This window comes from Nocardia sp. NPDC050413 (assembly GCF_040655475.1).
GTDB classification, from domain to species: domain Bacteria; phylum Actinomycetota; class Actinomycetes; order Mycobacteriales; family Mycobacteriaceae; genus Nocardia; species Nocardia coubleae.
On record NZ_JBFAJZ010000001.1, the window covers coordinates 625,883 to 645,056 of the forward strand.

The following is a 19,174-nucleotide window of genomic DNA, read 5'->3' on the forward strand; positions in this document are numbered from 1 at the left end:
GGTCGGGTAGTCTCGCCGTCATGGGCAACCGAGAAGATCTGCTGGCCGGGGCGCGCAAAGTGATCATGGAGCGCGGGGTGGCCAAGGCGACCGCACGCGATATCGCCGCCGCCGCCGGGGTGAGCCTGGCCGCCATCGGCTACCACTTCGGCTCCAAGGATCGCCTGGTCACCGAGGCGCTCAGCGAGGCGCTCGGTGACGCGCTGGGTGAGGGGATGCGCGGACTCATCGAGGAGGGTGCGGGCGGCTCACCGCTGTCCGGTCTCGCCCGCCTGTGGAACGGCATGCCTGCGGTCTTCGCCGACAACCACGAGGCGATGCTGGCCAGTCTCGAGAACATCGTCCGCATCGTGCGCTCCGAAGAAGCGCGCTCCCAGCTCGGTGACCAGCTCGACGACGCCTACCGTGATCTCGCGACCGATCTCCGGGCGGCCCATCCCGGTCTGGACGAAGCGCAGGCCGAAGCCATCGGCCGCCTGTACTTCGTCCTCGCGCAGGGCCTCGGTGTGCTGTGGCTGTTGAAGCCCGGCGAAACTCTTCTCGACGGCGACCAGTTGTCGACCGCCGTGCGTGCCCTCGCGGGCAGCTGATCGGGAAAGGGAACAGTGCGAGTGAACACTGCTGCAACGCAATGGATTCGGGCTCTACGGCTCGATGCGGCCCGGCGCAGGCAATTGGTCTGCCTCCCGCCCGGTGGTGCGTCCGCCGCCTTCTACCGCGACCTCGCCCGCCACCTCGGTCCCGGCATCGAGGTCCTCGCCGCGCAGTACCCGGGCCGCCAGGACCGCCTCGGCGACCCGCTCATCACCGACCTGCACGAACTGGCCGACCGCATCGTCGCCGATCTGCTGCGGCAGCCACCCGCCCCGCGCGCCCTGTTCGGTCACAGCATGGGCGCCACCGTCGCCTACGAGGTCGCCCGGCGGCTAGCGGCGGGCGGGCAACCGGTGCGGGAACTGATCGTCTCCGGCCGACCCGCACCGGATTTCGTCGAGACGGGACTTCTGCACAAAGCCTCCGACGCCGCCCTCATCGACAACCTGGAACACCTGGCCGCCGATCCGGCGCCGGTGCGGCTGCTGCGCACCGAGCCGAGCCTGGCCGACCTGGTTCTGCCCGGTGTCCGCGCCGACTACCAGGCGGTCGAGACCTATCGCCATCGGCCGGGCCCGGTGCTCGATTGCCCGGTGGCCGCCTTCGTCAGCACCGAGGATCCCACCACGAGCCGAGCTCAGGCCGAGCAGTGGCAGACGGTCACCGATGGGCCGTTCAGCCTGCACACCTTCCCCGGCGGGCACTTCTACTTCGACGACGAGCCCGGCGCGGTCGCCGAGGAGATCACGCGGTGTCTGAGGTGAACGAGCGGTGGTGCAGGCGCAGGTAGCCGAGCCAGGAGACCAGGACGGCGGTCGCGGCCACCGCCCGGACCAGCCCGAGGGCACTGTCGGGATAGATCACGCCGGTGAGGTAGTGGTCGATGAAACCGGCTTCGGGGAGACCGGCAACGCCCGCACGGGCGCGGGCCCAGTTCTCGGCGTAGGTCAGGGGACAGTCGAAACCGATGAGGATGGTGCCGAAACCCCAGGACGCGGCGAGCAGGTGCGCGCCGATGGTGCGCGGCCGCCGCCACGCCACGAAACCGCCGGCGACCACGTACGCGATGAACGCGACGTGGGTGACGGCGATCAGATCGGCCAACACCCGGAACGGCACATATCCAGATTAAGCGGCTGCCCGCCGATCGGAATCATGATCAACATTCCGGTTCGGCATCGACCAGGTGATCACCAGGGTGACGGCCGGTAGTCCTTCAGGAAGCATCCGTAGAGGTCGACGCCGTTCTCGCCCTGCACGATCGGGTCGTAGACGCGGGCGGCACCGTCGACCAGATCGAGGGGCGCGTGGAAGCCTTCCTCGGCCAGTCGGACCTTGGTGTAGTGCGGACGTTCGTCGGTGATCCACCCGGTGTCGACCGCGGTCATCAGGATCGAATCGGATTCGAACATCTCGAGCGCGCTGGTACGGGTGAGCATGTTCAACGCGGCCTTGGCCATATTCGTGTGCGGGTGACCGGGGCCCTTGTAGCCGCGGCTGAACTGGCCCTCCATCGCCGACACGTTCACCACGTACTTGCGCCTGCCCGGCGCCGCCGCCATCGTCGGCCGCAACCGCGACACCAGGATGAACGGTGCCACCGAATTGCACAGCTGCACCTCGAGCAGCTCGGTGGCGTCCACCTCACCGACGGTCTGCACCCAGCTGTTGGTGTGCGCCAGATCGGGCACGAGCCCACCGGCGTCGATGGCCACGCCCGCCGCGATCCGCTCCGGCGTCGCCGAGCCCGCGACCAAGGCCAATTCGGCCACGTCGACGGCGGACAGCGACGGCGTGAGCGAGGCGGTGAGCGCGGTCGGATGCGCCTGCATGGTCTTGCCGAAGGTGACCATCTCCGGCAGCATCCCGACGGGCAGCGGCGCGGACTCCGCCTCGACGAGCGCGCTGTAGGCACCGGCCGAACGCCGAACGGTCTGGGCGGCGTTGTTGATCAGGATGTCGAGCGGGCCCTGCGCCGCGACATCGTCGGCGAGGGCGACCACCTGGGCCGGGTCACGCAGGTCGATCCCGACGATGCGCAGCCGGTGCAGCCAGTCGCCGCTGTCCTCCATCGCGGCGAAGCGGCGGATGGCGTCGTTGGGGAACCGGGTGGTGATCGTGGTGTGGGCGCCGTCGCGCAGCAGCCGCAGCGCGATGTACATGCCGATCTTGGCGCGCCCACCGGTGAGCAGCGCACGCTTGCCGGACAGGTCGGTGCGGGCGTCGCGTTTGGCGTGGCTCGACGCCGCGCACTCGAGGCACAGCTGGTGATAGAAGGCGTCGACCTGGGTGTAGCGCTGCTTGCAGATGTAGCAGGGACGTGCCCGCACCAGCGTTCCCGCGGTTTCACCGTCGGCGGCGGACTTGATCGGGATGCCCGCGGTCTCGTCGTCGATGCGCTGCGGCGAACCGGTCGCGGTCGCGGCGATCACGGCCCGGTCGGCTTCGGCGACCTGCTGCCTGGCCTCGGTCCGGCGGCGCTGCTTGAGCTTTTTGAACATGTGGCCCACCGCGCGCTGCACCGCGATCGAATCGGGGTGTTCCTTTTCCAGCTGCCCGGCCTGTTCGAGCACCCGCAGGCAGGTTGCCAACTCGTCCGGATCGATCGTCTTCTCGGTCATCGGGGAGTGCGGCATTCCTTCGTGCGGGAGCGGTGGTCGGAAATATTGTCTCATTAGCCGTGCGACGGACCCGCTGGGTATCGTTGTGCACCGCCTCCGCAACCCTGCGGCGGCCGCAGAACCCGACGGAGCGCCCCGATTTCCCCGTTCGACACCGACACAGCAGACCCGCCGCGCAGGCGCCGGCTCGAACCCGACGAGCGTCGGGCGCAGATTTTGGCATGTGCCATCGAAATGTTCGGTGAACGCCCGTACGCGGCGGTGTCGACCGCGGAACTCGCCCAGCGTGCCGGGGTCGCGCGCGGGCTCATCAACCACTACTTCGGCAACAAGCGCGACCTCTACCTGGCCGTTGTCCGTCGGATGGTGACGCTGCCCCGCCTCGAGAAGGTGTCCATCCCGCAGGGCACACCGGTCGAACGGGCCGATGCCATCGTGTCGTGGTTGCTCGACACCATCGCCGAGCACGGCAGCACCTGGGTGAAGGTGACCAGCCACGAAGGTGTGGGCGACGACCCCGAGGTGCAGCAGATCCTCGACCAGGCCGACGATGCCGCCGCCGAACGCATGCTGCTGATGATCGGCCGCTCCGATATGGCAGACGATGCACAATTGCGCGCACTGGTCGTTTCCTATGCGGGCATGGTGAAAGTGGCCGGGCGAGAATGGCTCACCCGTGGCACACTCACCCGCCCGCAGGTGCACCGACTGCTCACCGACACCCTGCTCACCCTCATCGATCGCACGATCCCCCATGTGAAGGCGTCCCCGGCCGATTAGGAGTTAGCCCACTCTTTCCCGGTTGCGCTACCCGGCGGGCCACGAGTCCCTATCCTCTTCGCGTAACCCCGCGCCGCACGCTGTTTCGTTTCCGCGGCCGGGGAGATCGAGAGGGACCCGGGGTTGATGGCACGATACGAGCAGTGGAACGACGACCCCGATGAGGAGTTCGAGGACCGGCGCTGGAACGGCCAGCGCTGGCCGCACGCCACCCCGGAGGACTCCGCACGCGACGACCAGCCACGGGTGAATCCCTACGCGATGGTGGCGCTGGCCGCGGCCCTCGTCCTGCTGTTCCCGATCGCCATCGTCTTCGCCCTGCTGTCGTACGGGCATCCGCGTGGGCGGGGGATCGCGATGCTCGCGCTGCTGCTCGGCATCGCCGAGGTCGCCGCGGTGGCGGTGGCGGGAATGGTGCTCTTCGGTGGACTGGAACTCGAGATGCCTGCGTTGGCGAGTAAGGCGGCGACGACACCGGTCGCGGTGACCACCACGGAGGCGGTGCCGTCGGTCGGTGCCCCGACATCGGTCGGGTCCACCCCCGTCCTGAGCCAGCCCGCCGCGAGTGTGGTGCAAAAAGGCACACCCTGCCAGCCCGAACAAGTCGGCCTGCTCGGCGTCGCCGCCGACGGCGCCACCCTGCTGTGCCTGCGCTCCGACACCGGCCACACCTGGTCCGGCCCGCACCGCGTAGCAGGCTCCTACTACACCGAAGGTGAGCCCTGCGACCCGTCGGTCGACAAAACCGGCCGCACCACCGACAATCACGCCCTGGTCTGCGAAGGCAAAGCGGGCACGGGCAGCTGGGTTCCCTGGATCGAGTAGGTCAGTCCTTCTTCGCTCGGCTCGGCTGGACGCGGGGTGGTTCGTTGGGCATCTTCGGGTATTGGGGTGGCCAAGGGGCGTCCATCAGGCCTGCGGCCATGTCCTTTTCCGACATGGTGAGGAGCGGCTCGATCGACTGGGGTGTGCGGTCGGCCCAGGGGTCGCCGCGTTCGGCCAAGCGGGTGGGGACGGTGGCTAGGGTGAGTTCGTCGGGGACCACGGTGTCGAGTTCGTCCCAGGCGATCGGGGTGGACACCTGGCCGCCCACCTTGGGGCGCACGGACCAGGCGCCGAACACGGTTTTGTGTGGGGCGTTCTGGTTGTAGTCGACGAAGACCCGGCTGCCGCGTTCCTCCTTCCACCACTGGGCGGTGATCTCCTCGGGGAAGCGGCGCTCGAGTTCGCGGGCCAGGGCCACGGCCGCGGCACGCACCTCGTAGCCGTCCCATCGGGGTTCGAGCATCGCGTAGATGTGCAGGCCGCGTGAGCCGGACGTCTTGACGAGGGCGTCGATGCCGAGTTCGGCGAGCAGTTCACGGGTGCGCACGGCGGCGCCGCGCAGATCGTCGAAGGTGATGCCGGGCGAGGGGTCGAGGTCGATGCGGAGTTCGTCGGCGATCCGCAGGTCGGGAATGTGGTTCGGCCAGACGTGGAAACCGAGACAGCCCTGGTTCACCGCCCACAGCACGTGCGCCAAGTCGTGAGCGACCAGCGCGTCGCTCGTGGTGCCGTTCGGTGTGGTGACCTCGACGGTCTGCAACCAGTCCGGCGCGGTCTTGGGGACCCGCTTCTGAAACCACGATTTGCCGGAGGCACCGTCGGGATAGCGTTCGAGCAGCAGCGGCCGGTCACCGATGACACCGAGCAGGGGTTCGGCCACGGCCTGGTAGTAGCGCACCAGGTCGAGCTTCGTCTCACCGCGTTTGCTGAAGTACACCTTGTCGGGATGACTGATGGTCAGCGTGCGCCCGTCGACCTCGATCTCGACCCCCGCGCTCATGACCGCACCCCGAAGATCGCGTCCAGTTCGGCCGGGGCCACCTCGTCGAGCTGGGCGTATGTGCACGATTCCGGCGTGCGGTCGGGCCGGAACCGGACCAGCCGCCCACCGTGCCGGAACCGCCCCGACTGCACGTGTTCGTAGCGCACCTCGGCGACCAGTTCGGGCCGCAACGGTTCCCAGGACAGGTCCTTGCCGCCGGTCCACCGGCTCACCCCGCCGGGCATCTTGCCGTCGGCATTGGCCTGGGCCACCGCGTCGGCCCAGTCGCGCCACGGATGGTCCACCAGCGCGTTCTCGCGTAACGGTGCCAGCTCACCGAGCAATTCGCGGCGCCGGGCGGCGGTGAAACTCGACGCGACACCCACGTGGTGCAGGTTGCCCTTGTCGTCGAAGAGTCCGAGCAGCAGCGAGCCGACCCCTTCGCCGTCCTTGTGCATCCGGTAGCCGGCGACCACGCAATCGGCGGTGCGTTCGTGTTTGATCTTGAGCATCACCCGTTTGTCCTGCATGTATGCCAGGTCGTCGGCCTTGGCCATCACTCCGTCGAAACCCGCGCCCTCGAACCGGGTGAACCAGTCCTGAGCCGTGTCCGGGTCCTGGGTGATGGGGGTGAGGTGAATGCGGCCGGGGGCAGCTTGCAGCAGCGTCTCCAGTTCCCGGCGGCGTTCGGAGAACGGTTCCCGGGTGAGATCACGATCGCCGTTGGCTAGCAGATCGAAGGCGACGAAACTGGCCGGGGTCTCGACGGCGAGCTTGTTCACCCGCGACGCGGCCGGATGCAGGCGCTGCTGCAGTGTGTCGAAATCCAACCCGTTCTCGGTGACGACCACGATCTCGCCGTCGATCACACACCGTTGTGGCAGTGCCGCTTTGAGCAGGTCGACCAATTCGGGGAAATACCGGGTGAGCGGACGATCATTGCGCGAACCCAGTTCGAGTTCGTCGCCGTCGCGGAAGACGATGCAGCGGAAGCCGTCCCATTTGGGTTCGTAGCTCAGCCCGGGTTCGCGGGGCAGCGACGGTGTGGACTTGGCCAGCATCGGGCGCACTGGCGGCATCACCGGTAGATCCATCCGATCCTCCTCGCGGGTTCCTGTCACCCGTATCGACGTCGCGAGCGCACCCGATTAATCGGTGCTATGCGATCGTAGGCCGGGGGACCGACACACACGCGGAGCGTGATCAGCGCGTTCGGATCAGCTGTCGAGCCAGCCGTGTTCGTCGGCGAAGGTGGTGAACCGGTCGCGAATGGTGATGATCTCGGCGGCGGTGAGGGCGGGCGACGCCTCGAGCAGGAGTTCGGTGATCTGCCTGCGCATTTCCTCGGAACCGAGTCGTTCGCCGCCGCCCTTGCGGCTGCGGCCGCTCGGGGCACTGTGCCCGGCGGCGGTCAGGTTCACGGCTTTGGGGCCGCGATCGCCCTCGGTGACCTCGAATTCGAAAAGCCTGCCCTGGCGCAGTTCGTCCTCGTCGAGACCGATGTCGTTGACGTGGACGAACACATCGGGTCCACCGTCTTCGGGGCGGATGAACCCGAAACCCCGCGAACCATCGAAAGACACCAATTTCCCGACAGACACCGACCAGCTCCTCGCTCCGCTTTCCCGTCGCCCACTCTAACGCGGCTTTTGGGTGTTTTCTCCGGAAAGTGGATAGTCGGCGACGGCCCGGTGCGGGGTGGCCCAGGCCCGGTCACGATGCGGTAACTGTTTGTTCACATCGGCTCGTTAGCGTCCCACATCAGTTTCGAGACGGGTGGAGGTTGGCGGTCTGTGGTGGATCCCGGTATGGGGATCAGGTCGGGGGGTTCCGGTCGCGGTGTCGCGGTGGCGACGACGCGGGCCGAGGCGGTGTGTTTCCCGGCGCCGCCCGTGGTGACGCTCGAGCCACGCCGCCGGCCCCCGCACGTGCCGCTGGCGCCCGCGCAGGAACGCATGTGGCATGCGGCGAGACATGGACGTTCGGCGGACTGGAATGTGGCGCGCGCCTTGCGCATTCGCGGCGCCGATATCGATGTGAACGCTCTGCGCGGCGCCCTCGAGCTGCTGGTCGCGCGGCACGAACCGTTGCGGACCCGCTACCCGTTGACCGAGCACGGGCCGGCTCAGCAGGTGCTCGACCCGGCCGAGGTCGTCTTCGACATCGCGGTGCGAACCCTCGGCGAGGAAGCCGTCGGCGCCGAGATCGCCGACCTGGCGGCGCGGCCGTTCGACCTGGCCCGCGATCTGCCCCTGCGAGCCCGGCTGTTCGTCCTCGCTCCCGACGATGTCGTCCTCGCCCTTGTGGTGCACCACATTTCGGTCGACGGACGGTCGATGGCCCCGCTGACGCGCGACCTCGTGACCGCGTACCTGGCCTGTCGCACCGGCACAGCCCCGCGCTGGGAGCCGCTGCCGGTCACCTACTCCGACTACACGCTGTGGAAACACGCCCAGCTCGGCGAGTTCACCGACGAGTGGAGCCGGGCCACCCACCAATTGCGGTACTGGGCCAACGCTTTGGCGGGCCGGCCCGCACTGCTCGAATTCCCGGCGCGGCCACAGTCGGCGCCGCCTACCGACCCCGCCGCCGGGGCGCTGATTCCCCTCGCCTTCGACGCCACCACCCACGCGGGCCTGCTGCGGCTGGCCCAGGATCGGCGGGCGAGCCTGTTCATGGTGCTACAGGCGGCGTTCGCGGTGGCGGTAGGCGCGTTCGCGCGCTGTGCCGATGTGACTGTCGCGACGGCGGTTTCGGGCCGCGACCACCGACTGCTCGACGCCCTCGTCGGCAACTTCTCCGATGACGTGCTGATGCGGGTGCGCCTGGACCGGGCGGCCGACGTCGACGAACTCATCGACCAGGTCCGCCGGGTCGCGCTGGCCGCCTACGCCCACCCCGACACCCCGAATCCGCGACTGAAGCGGTGCCTGCCGCAGGACGCCGCGCTGCCGCTGTTCCAGGCGACGCTCATCCTGCAGAAGTCGATGCGAACGGAACCGTCTGCCGCGCAGTCGTTCTCGATCACGGACGTGCCGACCGGGGTGGTGCGCGCCAAACACGATCTCGAGTTCGGCCTCACCGCGCACTACGAGACCCACGGCGCTCCGGCCGGGATCGACGGGTCTTTCCTATATCCCCTCGCGCGCTTCGACCCCGCCGTCGCCGCACGTTTCGTCGACCGGTTCCGCGCGGTGGTCGCGCTGCTCGCCGACGGCTACCGTGGTCCGTTGCCGCCGCTGCTGGCGACCACGGGCCGGGCACCGTCGCCGCGACGGGCGATGCGGGCGCTGGTTTGATCAGCCACGTTCGAGCGGCAGCCCCGCGTCGCGCCAGGCGACCACCCCGCCCGCCAGGCTGAAGGCCTCGTATCCGGCCTGCCTGGTCAGAGCTGCGAAACGCAGCGACGCTTCTCCGATCGGGCACACGAACACGACCGGCCGTGAGCGCGGGAACGGCATCCCCTGGCCGAGCATGTCATCGAGCTGATCGTCGCGCAGGTTGATCGCACCCGGTATGTGGCCGACCCGGTAGGCCATCGCGCCGCGAGTGTCGACGACAGTCGGGCGGCCGGTGCGATCGAGCTCGGCCAGCTCCGCAGGCGTCAGCGTCGGTGCGGAGCCGGCGTCCGGTGGCGGTGGGGCCGCGGGCGCACCGAACAGGTCGGGTCGGCGCTTGGCGAAATACGACAGGTACGGCTCGAGTCGGTCGCAGACGATGAGCACGGCGACCAGCGGGCGGTCCCCGGGGCGTGGAGCGTCGGCGAGCGTGCGCAGGGCGGCGGCATAGCCCGCACCGCTGGTGGGACCCGCGAGCACGCCGTATCCGCGCACCAGATCGAGGGTGGCGTCGATGGCGGTGGCGGAGTCGACGGTGACGATGTCGTGGTAGAAATCCGGGCGGAACAGGCCGACGTCCCACATCTCGCGTTCGGAGCGGATGCCGGGGATGAAGTCGAACCGGTCCGACACCACGCCGATCGTGCGCAGCGCCGGATGGGTGGCCAGCAGGGCGGTGGCGGTGCCGCGGGTGGAGCCGGTGGTGCCGAGCCCACCCACGAGGTAGTCGAGGTGTTCGATGCCCGCCGCGGCCAGGTCGGCGGCGATCTCGGCACCCGTACCGTCGCGGTGGGCCTCGACATTGCGCTCGTTGGTGTACTGGGACGGGTGATACCAGCGCTCGGGCGCCTGCCCGGTGGTGTGCTCGATGACCGCCGAAACATCGTCGGCCGCATGCGGATCCGGGCACTCGGACAGGCCGGGGAGCTCCACGATGTCGGTGCCGAGCAACTGCAGCAACTGGCGTACCTCGGTGACCCGGATACGGTTGGTGACCGCGCGCAACGGAACACCGTGCAGCGCGCCGAGCACCCGCAGCGCCTTGGCGGTATTGCCGCTGGACGCCTCGATGAACGACTGCCCGCCTGCCGCCACCGTCTCGATGTCGTCGCGGATCATGGACCAGGCGATGCGGTCCTTCACCGACCCGAACGGATTGTGCGACTCCAGTTTCGCGTACAACTCGACTCCCGCCAGCCCGTGCGCCCGCGGGTCGAGGCGGAGCAGGGGAGTGTTGCCGATCAGCTCGGTGATGTGGGAGTAGATCATCGCCACACCTCGTCGCCGCACAGCTCGAATCGGCTGTCACGATGCAGCACAGCCACTTTCGGTGGTGTCGGATGCATGGCGGCGTTGGCTGCCGACAGGTCCATGTGGTAGGCCCCGGTATTGGGGAACACCACCGGGTCGCCGGGGTCGGGGATCCGTGTCACCCGCACCTGCCGCTGGGTCACCAGATCACGTTCCAAGCACAGATGACCGGCGAAGAACACTCCGGCGGGCGCGGATTCGCCGGGCTCGGACAGCACGAGGGGATCGATGAGCACCTCCTGGTCGGCGGCGGTGACGGTGTCGCGGCTCAGATCCAGGTGTACCAGCGTCGCCCCGGTTCCCGCCCGCTTCACGAATTCGACCCGGGCCACGGTGATCCCCGCGCGATCGGCCAGTGCCTTGCCGGGTTCCAGCCACAGGTCGAGGAGATTGTCCGCCAGCACCGCGCTCAGCGCCCTGCCGCCATGTCCCGGCAGGGGCGCGTCGAGGATTTCGGTCAGGATGTCGGTGGCCGAGTCGGTATTGGCGTACTTGTGGAACACCGGTGTGCCGTGCGCGACGCCGTCGGCGACGTGATAGCCGAAACTGCCCGTGCCCCAGTGCAGAGCGGGCCCGTGGCCGAGCAATCCGGCCCGCAGCGCCAGATCGTAGGCGTCGTAGGCGGCCGGGTCGGCCACGAAGACCTGACGCAGCCCACCGCCGATATCGAGCACCGACGGTGTGAACCCGCGCGCGTAGGCCCGCTCGACCACCGTCAGGCACTCGCCGACGGCCCGTACCCGTTCCTGTGTGGACGCGGTATCGAGGTGAAAGGCCACCCCGAGCAGTGTCAGCCGGTCGGGGTGCCGGGCCAGCAGATCGAACGCCTCTCCCACGTCGCCGAGATCGATGCCGAACCGGCTCGGCGCACTGCCCGGGAAGCCCGAAAGACGGAGCAGCACCGGCACTTGCGCGTCGGCGAGTTCGGCTATACGCGCCAGCTCCCACAGATTGTCGACATTGATCGTCACCCCCGCCGCCACGGCCGCCCGCAACAGTGACGATCCCTTGGGCCCGGTGATCTCGACACGGTCGGGTGCGAAACCCGCGTCCAGCGCCGACCGCAACTCCGCCCCGGACGCGACATCGATACCGATCCCCGCCCGTGCGGCCGAGCGGACGAAGGCCGCGGACCGATTCACCTTGTGCGCGTAGTAGATCCGCGACCTACACCGTGCGCTGTCCAGCACCCCGGTGAGCGCGGCGAGATTGTCGTCGAACACCTGAGGGAACACCAGGTGCAGCGGTGATCCGAACCGCTCCAGCGCCGCGTGTACCGCCGTTCGGTCCGCCAGGAACGCCGCCACGACCGGGTGCAGGGCAGCGGGAACAGCAGGCGGGGTCATTCCACCGGTGTGCCGGGCACGGGCACCTCGTCGACCGGGTTGTACCCGCCGTCGCGCAACGCCTCGAACACCCGTAACCGATGGCGCGGGCTGCGAATCCGGGCGATCACCCGTTTGGTGGCCAGATCGATCTCGATCACGGGAACATCCATCGACTCGAGCAGGGCGCCGATGGTCCGCACACAGTGACGGCAACTCATGTCCGGCACCGAGAACACGCTGTCGTCGGCGAGCGGTTCGCTGCCGACCGGTACCTCGGTGACGTCCTCGACGTCCTCCACGAGCTCCGAGAGCGCCACGAACGTCTCGACGAACTGATTCGCGACCGCGCCGAGCACCGACGACCCGTCCGCACCCGGTGGCGCCGCGAGACACGTCGGCCCGGTTCCGGGTGGCAGCAGCGCGTACTGCCGTGAGATCAGATCGAGGTCGTCGTGGTACTTGGCCACGGCCTGCTCGACATCGAGGCCCTCCTCGGTGGTTGCCTTGCGCATCACCGCGTGCGCGTCGGCAATGGTCGCCTCCTTCATCGCCCGCAGTACCGCCACCGACTCGGGCGTGTACCGCACGGTGCCATCGGGCAAGGTGGTGAATCGGACCGGGATCATGCCGCGTCGATAGGTCGAGGCCTGCAACTCCCAGAACCACCGCGTCGCCACCGCCGCGAAGATCCCCGAATCGCGCATCCCGCAGGCGAATTCCGCGATACCGCGATACGGGGTATCGGCGGCGAGGAGGCCGTGCTGGACCAGGGCCCGCCCGGCGGCTTCGATGCCGACCCGGAAGATCTCGTGCGGTTCGTGGTCTGTGGTGGTCGCCGCCAGCACCGACCGTTCGCGCTCGCTCAGATCGGCGGACCGCTCCGGCAGACCCGATCGAGCCAATGAATCCCACAGTGCCAGTACGGTTTCCCTGGCGACCACAGCCAGCTCGGGTCCGGCGCCGTCGCGGCGGTAGTACGCAGTATTGGGAATGCCCGCGCTGTCGGTCCAGGTGATGCGATGCGTCGCGCTGGTCACCTGCTCCGGGCGGCACGGTCGCATGAAGCGCTCGAGATACATCCGCTGCGACTGGGTGAGCCGCCCACCCGGCTCGGGCTGTAAAGCCCGCGCGCGGAAGGCGATCCGGACCGGCACGGTCTCGACGCCCGCGAAGATGCCGGGCGCGGCGAGCCGGGCGAGGACCTGCGAAGCGACACGGCGGTCGTACTGCTGCGCGGGGTGCACCTCGTCAACGATACGCGCGGACAACGCTTTTCGGCCGCGAGCGCGACGATCAGTACCTGCCCTGCAGGTAGTCGACGAGCTGCTCGCGTTCGGTGGCCAGTTCCGTGATCTCGCTCTTGACCACGTCACCGATGCTCACGATGCCGATCAACCGGTCCTCGCTCACCACCGGCATGTGCCGGATGCGGTGCTCGGTCATCACATCGCGCAGCGAGGACACGTGGTCGTCGGGACCGCAGGTGCGTACCCGGGCGGTCATGATCTCGGCGACCGGCCGGTCGAGCAGTTCGGCGCCGTGCACCGCGAGGCGGCGAACCACGTCGCGTTCGGACACGATGCCCTCGATCGTCGCGCCGTCGGGGGAGACGACCACGGCACCGATATTGCGTTCGGCCAGCACCGTCAGCAGCGCGCGCACGGTGGTGTCCGGTGGCACCGTCGCTACCGCTGTGCCCTTGCTTCGCAGAATCTCCGCAATCCGCATACGCCGCCACCTGTGCTCGCGCCGACCGTCCGTCTCCAAGCATGCCCCGCCTTTACCGCCGTGACCAGCACGAAGACGTTACGACCGCGCTATTCGTCGTCCAGGCCCGCAGACAGATACGCCGCCGCGGCCAGCCATTGGCGGCACTGCGGGCCGTGGATGTCGTGTTGACGCAGCATCTCGCGAGCCTGCCGATAGGTGAGCCCGTAGGGCTCGTCACTACACGCGGAAACCGGCGCTACCTCTGCCGCGAGGCCGCGCGGGAGCTCGAGTCCGGCGGTGCCGGCCGAGACTCGGCGGGGTGGTCGATACGGAATGCTCATCGCAGGCCCCTCGTGTCCGGTGGGCCCGGGCCTGCCCCAGCTCTCGACGAGCGGGCCCCGGGGTTGATCTTGCCCCGAGTCTATGGGTGCGGTGATTGCAGATGCAAGCACATCGGAGATCTCAATCGGGGCGTTGCGGCGGCCGATGGCTCTGTGGCCCTTGCGAATTCAGGGGACTGGACGTCACTTTGCGAACGCCACCCGCCCCCTGGGCGCGAGTACGTACCGACCGGTGCGCAACCGCGGGCTGCGTGTTAATGTCCGCATCGCGCAAAGCGGATGCAAGAACGTTTGTGCGTGCATCTGCAACTTTCACTCCGATGGACATCACACGAGAACAGGGAGTAATGCATGTCCGCAATGCACCATGATCAGCGCGAACGGCCCGCCGACCACGCCTGGCGCAAGAGCACGTACAGCAACGCCAGCGGCAATTGCGTAGAGGTTGCCGCCGTGTCCGACGGGTCGGTAGCTGTGCGCAACTCGCGCGACCCGCGCGGCGCGGTCATCTACTACACACGCCCGGAGATCGACGCATTCATCCGCGGCGCCAAGGCCGGAGAGTTCGACGACTTGACCTGCTGATCGGTAAGATCGCGAGTCATGACGGCTGAACCCCACGAGATCGGTCGTGTACAACCGATCGTCGACCGTGGTCCCACTGTGCTGCGCATCGCGCTCGGTGGGCAACTGCGTAGGTTGCGGGAGAGCAAGGGCATCACCCGCGAGGCGGCGGGGGAGGCGATCCGCGGCTCCCACGCCAAGATCAGCCGACTCGAGCTGGGCCGCACCGGTTTCAAGGAACGCGACATCCGTGATCTGCTCACGCTCTACGGAGTCACCGACCCCGTAGATCGTGAGGCGTTCTTCGATCTGGCCAGACAGGCCAACGAACCGGGCTGGTGGCACCGCTACAGCGATCTGCTGCCGTCGTGGTTCAGCACCTATCTGGGGCTCGAACAGGCCGCGAGCCAAATCCGTACCTATGAGACCCAATTGGTGCCCGGCCTGCTGCAGACCCCGGAGTACACCCGGGCGATCGTCACCGTCGGTCTCGACGATGCCGAGACCGAGCGGCGCGTGCAGGTTCGTCAGCTGCGCCAGGACGTGTTGCGCCGCGTCGACCCGCCGGTGGTGTGGGCGGTCATCGACGAGGCCGTGCTACACCGGCCGGTGGGTGGGCGCGAGGTGCACCGGAATCAGTTGCGTCACCTGATCGAACTGTCTTCGCTGCCGAACGTCACCGTGCAGGTGCTGCCGTACTCGGCGGGCGGGCACGCGGCGGCGGGCAGTTCGTTCAGCATTCTCCGCTTCGCCGAGCCGGAGCTGCCCGACATCGTGTACTTGGAGCAACTCACCAGCGCCCTCTACCTGGAGCGCAGGCAGGATCTCGCGCTGTACCTGTCGGTGATGGATCAGCTCAGCGTGCAGGCCGCGCACCCCGACCGCTCGCGCGAGATCCTGCGCGACTACGCCGACCGGGCCTGACCGACTGGTCGGGCCGCAGTGCCGCTCCCGTTCGGCGAGAGCGGCGGCCGACCGGATCAGTAGCGGATGCAGCCGGATGCGATCCGCCAGAACGTGTCCGGGGTCAGCACCTGCAGGTCCCAGTCGTCGGCCAGTTCGTGGGCCGTGGTGACGATGCGCTCGATATCGAAATCGTTGCGGGTCGCGGCGCCGGTGGATTCGACGGCGTCGATGACGAAAGCGACCGCGGTTTCCCTCGAGGGGTGGGTGACCGCTGCGCGATCAGCGAGGCCGAAACGGCCGGTGGTGTGGTTCATGTGAACGCCCCTGTGTCTAGGCAGTGGCAAACCCGAGGCAACTATAGCCCCAGGTGTGCCGCTCGCGGCCTCCCCTGACTATCCCCTGAATTGTGTTGCGGCCCTGAGTTTAGGACGGAGAGACTTTCAGATGCAAGCACATCTGCACGATCGATTAGGTCTCGATTCGGTGCTCACCCCGGCTTCTGGGCGGCGAATCCGACTCGGCGCCACCGGATTCGCACACCGCAAGCACCGAACAGCGGTGTGACCGGGGCATCGGCGGCGTACCGGTGGGGGTCGGCCGGTGTCCGGTACCCGGCCGACACGCCGAGCGGCCTCAAAAGTATTGGCCTGGTTAATTTTCGGCTATCGAATCGCGGCGACGGCCGACTGGATCGGGTCGTGCCCCGACACCACCTCGAGGGTGCGCCGAAAAGTATTGTCGGCGACCAAGATCGACGCGAGCGTCGCGGCGACATCGGCGCGCGGCACATCGGCGCGCCCGACCGGCGGTGGTCCCAGCGTGATCAGACCGTTGCCCTCGGCGTCGGTGAGCCTGCCCGGTCGCACGACGGTCCAGTCCAGCGCGCGGGCCCGCAGATCCTCCTCGGCCTTGGTCTTGGCGTCGATATAGGCGGCCCACACCTCGTCGGTCCCCGGTGCGGGCGGCTGACCGGCGCCCATCGTCGAGATCTGCACGAACCGGCGCACCCCGGCCCGGTCGGCCGCGTCGGCCAGCTGGACCGAGCCGCCCAGGTCGACGGTGTACTTGCGGTCCACGCCGCTGCCCGGGCCCGCCCCCGCGGCGAAGACCACCGCGTCCGACCCGGCGACGGCGCCGACGAGGTCGGCCGGGTCGTCACGCTCCATGTCGTGGATCACGGGGACACCGCCGGTCGCGGTGATGTCGGCGGCCTGGGCGGGATCGCGGATGAGAGCGTGCACCTGATGGCCGTCCCTGGTGAGCAGCCCGGCCAGTAGCAGGGCGATCTTGCCGTGTCCGCCTGCGATGACAACGCGCATAACCTGTGCTCCTTTCGCCGCGCGGCGCGGACCTCAGCGTTCCGGGCCGCCGGGATTGCAGTTCGCCGAGACCGTGGCCGAATAGCCGACGGCCGGTCGCCACGGTTCGAGGTTCCAGCTCGTCTTGTCCGGCGCGACCATCCTCGCCCACGCCCAGTGGCACAGGAACTGGTCACGCATGCCCGGCGAGTCGGCGGTGGGGTCGAGGGCGAGAACTTCCTGCCAGGCCGCCTCGTCGGTGCCGGGCGCGGCGGTCTTGCGACCCGCAACGGTGGGGAACACCAGCAGGCGGGCGCCGTCGACATTGCTCGTCCAGCGGACCTCGTCGATGAGCGGCAGGCCGGCGTACGGGTCGACGGTGGTGGTCGGCGGTGCGAGGGTGACGGCGGTGCGCTGGGCGGTCGTGGTCGGTGCCACGGTGGTCGGCGCGGCCTGCTCGGCCTCCTGCGAACCGCAACCGGCCACGGCGAGTGCCGCGAGCACGGCCACGGCGATCGGGTACTGCCACCGTGTCACGCGCGCCTCCTGTGTCCCTGCGATCGGGACACGACCGCCGCACCAGCCTAGTGCGGCGGTGTGGGGCTCAGTGCCACAGCGAACGGCACGGCAACCGGCGCAGGCCGGGCTCCACTCGTCCGTCGACGGTCACCAGCAGACCCGCGTGCACGGCGGCGGTGGTGAATTCCCATGCCTCGGACTGGGTTGCGGCGTATTCGAGGACCATCGCGTCCTGCGGCGTGGGCCCGTCGAAGTAGACGGTGATCCGCCGCGTCGGTATGTCGGTGTGGTCGAGGGGGTGACCGGCGGCGGCAATGTTCGCGTCGATGGGAATCATGGCGTGCTCCTTCTGCCCCGGCGCTGGTAGGCGCCTTGCTACTCGACGGTAGGGCGCTCGACCATGAAGGAGAACATGTTCTGGACTCGGCTGGAGAATTCACAAACCGCCTGGTCCGGAGCCGGTACTTTCTCCGAAGTATCGAACATGGGAGGTTGTTGCGATCCGGACGCGGGGCGTGCACGAGTCGGGAACGACGGCCGTGCGCCGATGCGGTGGGACGTACCGTGAGAACACTGACGACGGCGCACAGGGGAGGTTTCGCCGCGGCTTCGAGTACCGCATCGCCGGGTGTCAGGTCACGAGTCCGATGTGCCACCCGAAGGCGTGTGAGTGCCATGAGATCTGTGCGTGTCCTGCTCTGTTCGCTACTGCTGTTGTGTCCGCTCGCCGTCGGCACCGCAACCGCCGAACCCCTGCCCCCGGCAGCCCCGGGAATCCTGCCCGATCTGCAGCGCTGGATCGATCAGGTGCTGCCCTCGCCGATCCCGTCCGGCGCGGACACCGATCCCGACGCCGAGCTCGCCGCGTTACGGGCGGCCGTAATGCCCTCTCCCGTAGGCGATCCCACCTTCGATCACTGGCCCGACGGCCTGGCCGAGCTGGCACCGGGCGAGCTCATCCAGGTGCGCGACGTCACCGCCGTCGCGGGCCCGCTGACCCTGGTTCCCGTACGGTCCGCGCATCTGCTCAAGTTCCGCACCTCCGATGCCCACGGTGCCCCGTCGTTCGCGACCGCGACGCTGATCGTGCCCGCCACCGACTGGACCGGTCCGGGCGCCCGGCCGGTGCTGGTGAACAACCTGCCCATCGACGCGCTCGGGCTGTCCTGCACGCCCGGTTACACGTTCACACACGGGCTTTCGCTGAAATCGAGCGCCACCGAGTTCCTGCCGCCGACCACCCAGCTGGCGGTGCTACGCGGATACGCGGTCCTGATCCCCGACCATCAGGGCCCCCGAATGGCTTACGCCGAACCGTATGTCGCCGGACACGCCGTCCTCGACGCGATCCGGGCAACCAGGAATGTCGAACCGCAGACCTACGACGCCAGCCCGTTCGCGATGACGGGGTACTCCGGCGGCGCCATCGCCACGCACGGCGCGGCGAAGCTGATCGCCTCCTACGCACCGGAATTGGCCGAGGTGATCGTCGGTGCCGCCCTCGGCGGCGTGCCCGCCGACTTCGAGATCCTCGCCCGCAGCATGAACGCCAATCTGGCTTCGGGCATCTTCATGGCCGCGACCCTCGCGGTCGGGCGCGAGCGGCCCGAAATCCTGGCCGCCATGAACAATCTCGGCCGCTGGGTGGCGACCTCGGCGATGAAGGACCAGTGCGTCAGCATCTTCGCGCTGCCCGGCATCCTGCACCTGCCCATCGATGTCGGCGCCAATATCGCCGACCCCCTGCGCTCGGACCTGGCCGCCCGGATCTACGAGGTCACCCGGATGGAGGGAATGCGTTCGGCCACACCGCTCTACGTCTACAACGGGGAGCAGGAGTTCTGGATCCCGGCCGAGGGCGCGCGCAATCTCTATCAGGAACAGTGCGAACTCGGCGCGACCGCGGTGTATCGCGGGGTGCTCGGCGAGCACATCGTCGGTGCGGTGACGGGATATCCGGAGGCGATGCTGTGGCTCGACGAGCGGCTACGGGGGATTCCCGCGCGCAGCGAATGTTGAGCCCCTTTTTCCGGCCGAAATGTGGGTGTTTCAGTGCT

The 19,174-nt window shown here is 68.6% G+C and carries 22 protein-coding genes; 8 read left to right on the forward strand and 14 right to left on the reverse strand.

Annotated elements, in window-relative coordinates; translation table 11 throughout:
• Positions 1–20 precede the first annotated feature (20 nt).
• Together AB0I19_RS02980 and AB0I19_RS02985 are read left to right on the forward strand one after the other, a co-directional pair.
• The gene (locus AB0I19_RS02980; protein ID WP_357143740.1) at positions 21–590 is read left to right on the forward strand and encodes a TetR family transcriptional regulator; all 570 of its coding nucleotides are present in this window, start codon (positions 21–23) and stop codon (positions 588–590) included.
• Positions 591–611: 21 nt separating this feature from the next.
• A complete protein-coding gene (locus tag AB0I19_RS02985) occupies positions 612–1,358 on the forward strand; it encodes an alpha/beta fold hydrolase (protein WP_357143742.1) in 747 nt (248 codons plus the stop codon).
• On the opposite strand, the gene AB0I19_RS02990 is transcribed toward AB0I19_RS02985, so the two are convergent.
• Together AB0I19_RS02990 and AB0I19_RS02995 are read right to left on the reverse strand one after the other, a co-directional pair.
• On the reverse strand, positions 1,339–1,713 hold the full coding sequence (locus tag AB0I19_RS02990; RefSeq protein ID WP_357143744.1) for a DUF2784 domain-containing protein: 375 nt from the start codon (positions 1,711–1,713) through the stop codon (positions 1,339–1,341). The two genes, AB0I19_RS02985 and AB0I19_RS02990, sit on opposite strands and share 20 nt — an antisense overlap.
• Positions 1,714–1,784: 71 nt before the next feature.
• Positions 1,785–3,215 carry an SDR family NAD(P)-dependent oxidoreductase gene (locus tag AB0I19_RS02995; RefSeq protein ID WP_357143746.1) on the reverse strand — a complete coding sequence of 477 codons (1,431 nt, stop codon included), beginning with the start codon at positions 3,213–3,215 and terminating at the stop codon, positions 1,785–1,787.
• Positions 3,216–3,449: 234 nt separating this feature from the next.
• Between AB0I19_RS02995 and AB0I19_RS03000 the strand changes: the two genes are divergently transcribed.
• Both AB0I19_RS03000 and AB0I19_RS03005 read left to right on the forward strand, forming a co-directional pair.
• The gene (locus AB0I19_RS03000; RefSeq protein WP_357143747.1) at positions 3,450–3,995 is read left to right on the forward strand and encodes a helix-turn-helix domain-containing protein; all 546 of its coding nucleotides are present in this window, start codon (positions 3,450–3,452) and stop codon (positions 3,993–3,995) included.
• Positions 3,996–4,121: 126 nt separating this feature from the next.
• Complete coding sequence (locus AB0I19_RS03005; RefSeq protein ID WP_357143749.1) at positions 4,122–4,820, forward strand: hypothetical protein; 699 nt, start codon at positions 4,122–4,124, stop codon at positions 4,818–4,820.
• A 1-nt stretch (position 4,821) separates the two neighbouring features.
• Here the strand turns inward: AB0I19_RS03005 and ligD are convergent, their stop codons facing one another.
• The 3 genes from ligD to AB0I19_RS03020 form a co-directional block, all read right to left on the reverse strand.
• The gene (ligD, locus tag AB0I19_RS03010) at positions 4,822–5,820 is read right to left on the reverse strand and encodes a non-homologous end-joining DNA ligase (protein ID WP_357143750.1); all 999 of its coding nucleotides are present in this window, start codon (positions 5,818–5,820) and stop codon (positions 4,822–4,824) included.
• The gene (locus AB0I19_RS03015; protein ID WP_357143752.1) at positions 5,817–6,896 is read right to left on the reverse strand and encodes an ATP-dependent DNA ligase; all 1,080 of its coding nucleotides are present in this window, start codon (positions 6,894–6,896) and stop codon (positions 5,817–5,819) included. Before AB0I19_RS03015 ends, ligD begins: the two co-directional genes overlap by 4 nt.
• 123 nt (positions 6,897–7,019) lie before the next feature.
• Positions 7,020–7,403, reverse strand: a complete 384-nt coding sequence (locus AB0I19_RS03020) for a cold shock domain-containing protein (RefSeq protein WP_245655315.1) — start codon at positions 7,401–7,403, stop codon at positions 7,020–7,022.
• A 207-nt stretch (positions 7,404–7,610) separates the two neighbouring features.
• Here AB0I19_RS03020 and AB0I19_RS03025 point away from each other — a divergent pair, with 207 nt between their 5' ends.
• Complete coding sequence (locus AB0I19_RS03025; protein ID WP_357143754.1) at positions 7,611–9,101, forward strand: condensation domain-containing protein; 1,491 nt, start codon at positions 7,611–7,613, stop codon at positions 9,099–9,101.
• On the opposite strand, the gene AB0I19_RS03030 is transcribed toward AB0I19_RS03025, so the two are convergent.
• The 5 genes from AB0I19_RS03030 to AB0I19_RS03050 form a co-directional block, all read right to left on the reverse strand.
• A complete protein-coding gene (locus AB0I19_RS03030; RefSeq protein WP_357143756.1) occupies positions 9,102–10,409 on the reverse strand; it encodes a pyridoxal-phosphate dependent enzyme in 1,308 nt (435 codons plus the stop codon).
• Complete coding sequence (locus tag AB0I19_RS03035; protein ID WP_357143758.1) at positions 10,406–11,797, reverse strand: decarboxylase; 1,392 nt, start codon at positions 11,795–11,797, stop codon at positions 10,406–10,408. Before AB0I19_RS03035 ends, AB0I19_RS03030 begins: the two co-directional genes overlap by 4 nt.
• On the reverse strand, positions 11,794–13,023 hold the full coding sequence (locus AB0I19_RS03040; RefSeq protein ID WP_357143760.1) for a heavy-metal-associated domain-containing protein: 1,230 nt from the start codon (positions 13,021–13,023) through the stop codon (positions 11,794–11,796). Before AB0I19_RS03040 ends, AB0I19_RS03035 begins: the two co-directional genes overlap by 4 nt.
• 49 nt (positions 13,024–13,072) lie before the next feature.
• Positions 13,073–13,507, reverse strand: a complete 435-nt coding sequence (locus AB0I19_RS03045) for a CBS domain-containing protein (protein WP_067489418.1) — start codon at positions 13,505–13,507, stop codon at positions 13,073–13,075.
• A gap of 89 nt (positions 13,508–13,596) precedes the next feature.
• Complete coding sequence (locus AB0I19_RS03050) at positions 13,597–13,830, reverse strand: hypothetical protein (protein ID WP_357143762.1); 234 nt, start codon at positions 13,828–13,830, stop codon at positions 13,597–13,599.
• A 360-nt stretch (positions 13,831–14,190) separates the two neighbouring features.
• On the opposite strand from AB0I19_RS03050, the gene AB0I19_RS03055 reads away from it, so the two are divergent.
• Both AB0I19_RS03055 and AB0I19_RS03060 read left to right on the forward strand, forming a co-directional pair.
• Complete coding sequence (locus tag AB0I19_RS03055; RefSeq protein WP_067490288.1) at positions 14,191–14,415, forward strand: DUF397 domain-containing protein; 225 nt, start codon at positions 14,191–14,193, stop codon at positions 14,413–14,415.
• Between the two features lie 18 nt (positions 14,416–14,433).
• Entirely contained in the window at positions 14,434–15,318 is an 885-nt protein-coding gene (locus AB0I19_RS03060) for a helix-turn-helix transcriptional regulator (RefSeq protein WP_357143764.1), read from the forward strand.
• A gap of 56 nt (positions 15,319–15,374) precedes the next feature.
• Here AB0I19_RS03060 and AB0I19_RS03065 read toward each other — a convergent pair whose 3' ends face one another.
• The 4 genes from AB0I19_RS03065 to AB0I19_RS03080 all read right to left on the reverse strand — a co-directional run bounded on the left by AB0I19_RS03065 (position 15,375) and on the right by AB0I19_RS03080 (position 17,454).
• Positions 15,375–15,614: a hypothetical protein gene (locus AB0I19_RS03065; RefSeq protein WP_357143766.1), complete on the reverse strand. Its 240-nt coding sequence runs from the start codon at positions 15,612–15,614 to the stop codon at positions 15,375–15,377.
• A 348-nt stretch (positions 15,615–15,962) separates the two neighbouring features.
• Complete coding sequence (locus AB0I19_RS03070) at positions 15,963–16,619, reverse strand: SDR family oxidoreductase (protein ID WP_357143768.1); 657 nt, start codon at positions 16,617–16,619, stop codon at positions 15,963–15,965.
• Between the two features lie 33 nt (positions 16,620–16,652).
• Positions 16,653–17,135: a DUF2599 domain-containing protein gene (locus AB0I19_RS03075; protein ID WP_357143770.1), complete on the reverse strand. Its 483-nt coding sequence runs from the start codon at positions 17,133–17,135 to the stop codon at positions 16,653–16,655.
• A gap of 67 nt (positions 17,136–17,202) precedes the next feature.
• Positions 17,203–17,454, reverse strand: coding sequence for a hypothetical protein (locus AB0I19_RS03080; protein ID WP_067638753.1), 252 nt, complete (start codon positions 17,452–17,454; stop codon positions 17,203–17,205).
• Positions 17,455–17,792: 338 nt separating this feature from the next.
• On the opposite strand from AB0I19_RS03080, the gene AB0I19_RS03085 reads away from it, so the two are divergent.
• Positions 17,793–19,136 (forward strand): lipase family protein, encoded by a 1,344-nt coding sequence (locus tag AB0I19_RS03085; protein WP_357143772.1) that lies wholly within the window; start codon positions 17,793–17,795, stop codon positions 19,134–19,136.
• The last annotated feature ends 38 nt before the right edge of the window (positions 19,137–19,174 follow it).

Excerpts from the sequence above, each read along its gene's own strand:
- AB0I19_RS03055 (WP_067490288.1), top strand. The coding sequence starts at position 14,191 with ATGCACCATGATCAGCGCGAACGGCCCGCCGACCACGCCTGGCGCAAG.
- AB0I19_RS03080 (WP_067638753.1), bottom strand. The coding sequence starts at position 17,454 with ATGATTCCCATCGACGCGAACATTGCCGCCGCCGGTCACCCCCTCGAC.
- AB0I19_RS02995 (WP_357143746.1), bottom strand. The coding sequence starts at position 3,215 with ATGACCGAGAAGACGATCGATCCGGACGAGTTGGCAACCTGCCTGCGG.
- AB0I19_RS03050 (WP_357143762.1), bottom strand. The coding sequence starts at position 13,830 with ATGAGCATTCCGTATCGACCACCCCGCCGAGTCTCGGCCGGCACCGCC.
- AB0I19_RS03060 (WP_357143764.1), top strand. The coding sequence starts at position 14,434 with ATGACGGCTGAACCCCACGAGATCGGTCGTGTACAACCGATCGTCGAC.
- AB0I19_RS02980 (WP_357143740.1), top strand. The coding sequence starts at position 21 with ATGGGCAACCGAGAAGATCTGCTGGCCGGGGCGCGCAAAGTGATCATG.
- AB0I19_RS03065 (WP_357143766.1), bottom strand. The coding sequence starts at position 15,614 with ATGAACCACACCACCGGCCGTTTCGGCCTCGCTGATCGCGCAGCGGTC.
- AB0I19_RS03035 (WP_357143758.1), bottom strand. The coding sequence starts at position 11,797 with ATGACCCCGCCTGCTGTTCCCGCTGCCCTGCACCCGGTCGTGGCGGCG.
- AB0I19_RS03085 (WP_357143772.1), top strand. The coding sequence starts at position 17,793 with ATGAGATCTGTGCGTGTCCTGCTCTGTTCGCTACTGCTGTTGTGTCCG.
- AB0I19_RS03045 (WP_067489418.1), bottom strand. The coding sequence starts at position 13,507 with ATGCGGATTGCGGAGATTCTGCGAAGCAAGGGCACAGCGGTAGCGACG.
- AB0I19_RS03070 (WP_357143768.1), bottom strand. The coding sequence starts at position 16,619 with ATGCGCGTTGTCATCGCAGGCGGACACGGCAAGATCGCCCTGCTACTG.
- AB0I19_RS03030 (WP_357143756.1), bottom strand. The coding sequence starts at position 10,409 with ATGATCTACTCCCACATCACCGAGCTGATCGGCAACACTCCCCTGCTC.
- AB0I19_RS03000 (WP_357143747.1), top strand. The coding sequence starts at position 3,450 with ATGTTCGGTGAACGCCCGTACGCGGCGGTGTCGACCGCGGAACTCGCC.
- AB0I19_RS03005 (WP_357143749.1), top strand. The coding sequence starts at position 4,122 with ATGGCACGATACGAGCAGTGGAACGACGACCCCGATGAGGAGTTCGAG.
- AB0I19_RS03025 (WP_357143754.1), top strand. The coding sequence starts at position 7,611 with ATGGGGATCAGGTCGGGGGGTTCCGGTCGCGGTGTCGCGGTGGCGACG.
- AB0I19_RS03015 (WP_357143752.1), bottom strand. The coding sequence starts at position 6,896 with ATGGATCTACCGGTGATGCCGCCAGTGCGCCCGATGCTGGCCAAGTCC.
- ligD (WP_357143750.1), bottom strand. The coding sequence starts at position 5,820 with ATGAGCGCGGGGGTCGAGATCGAGGTCGACGGGCGCACGCTGACCATC.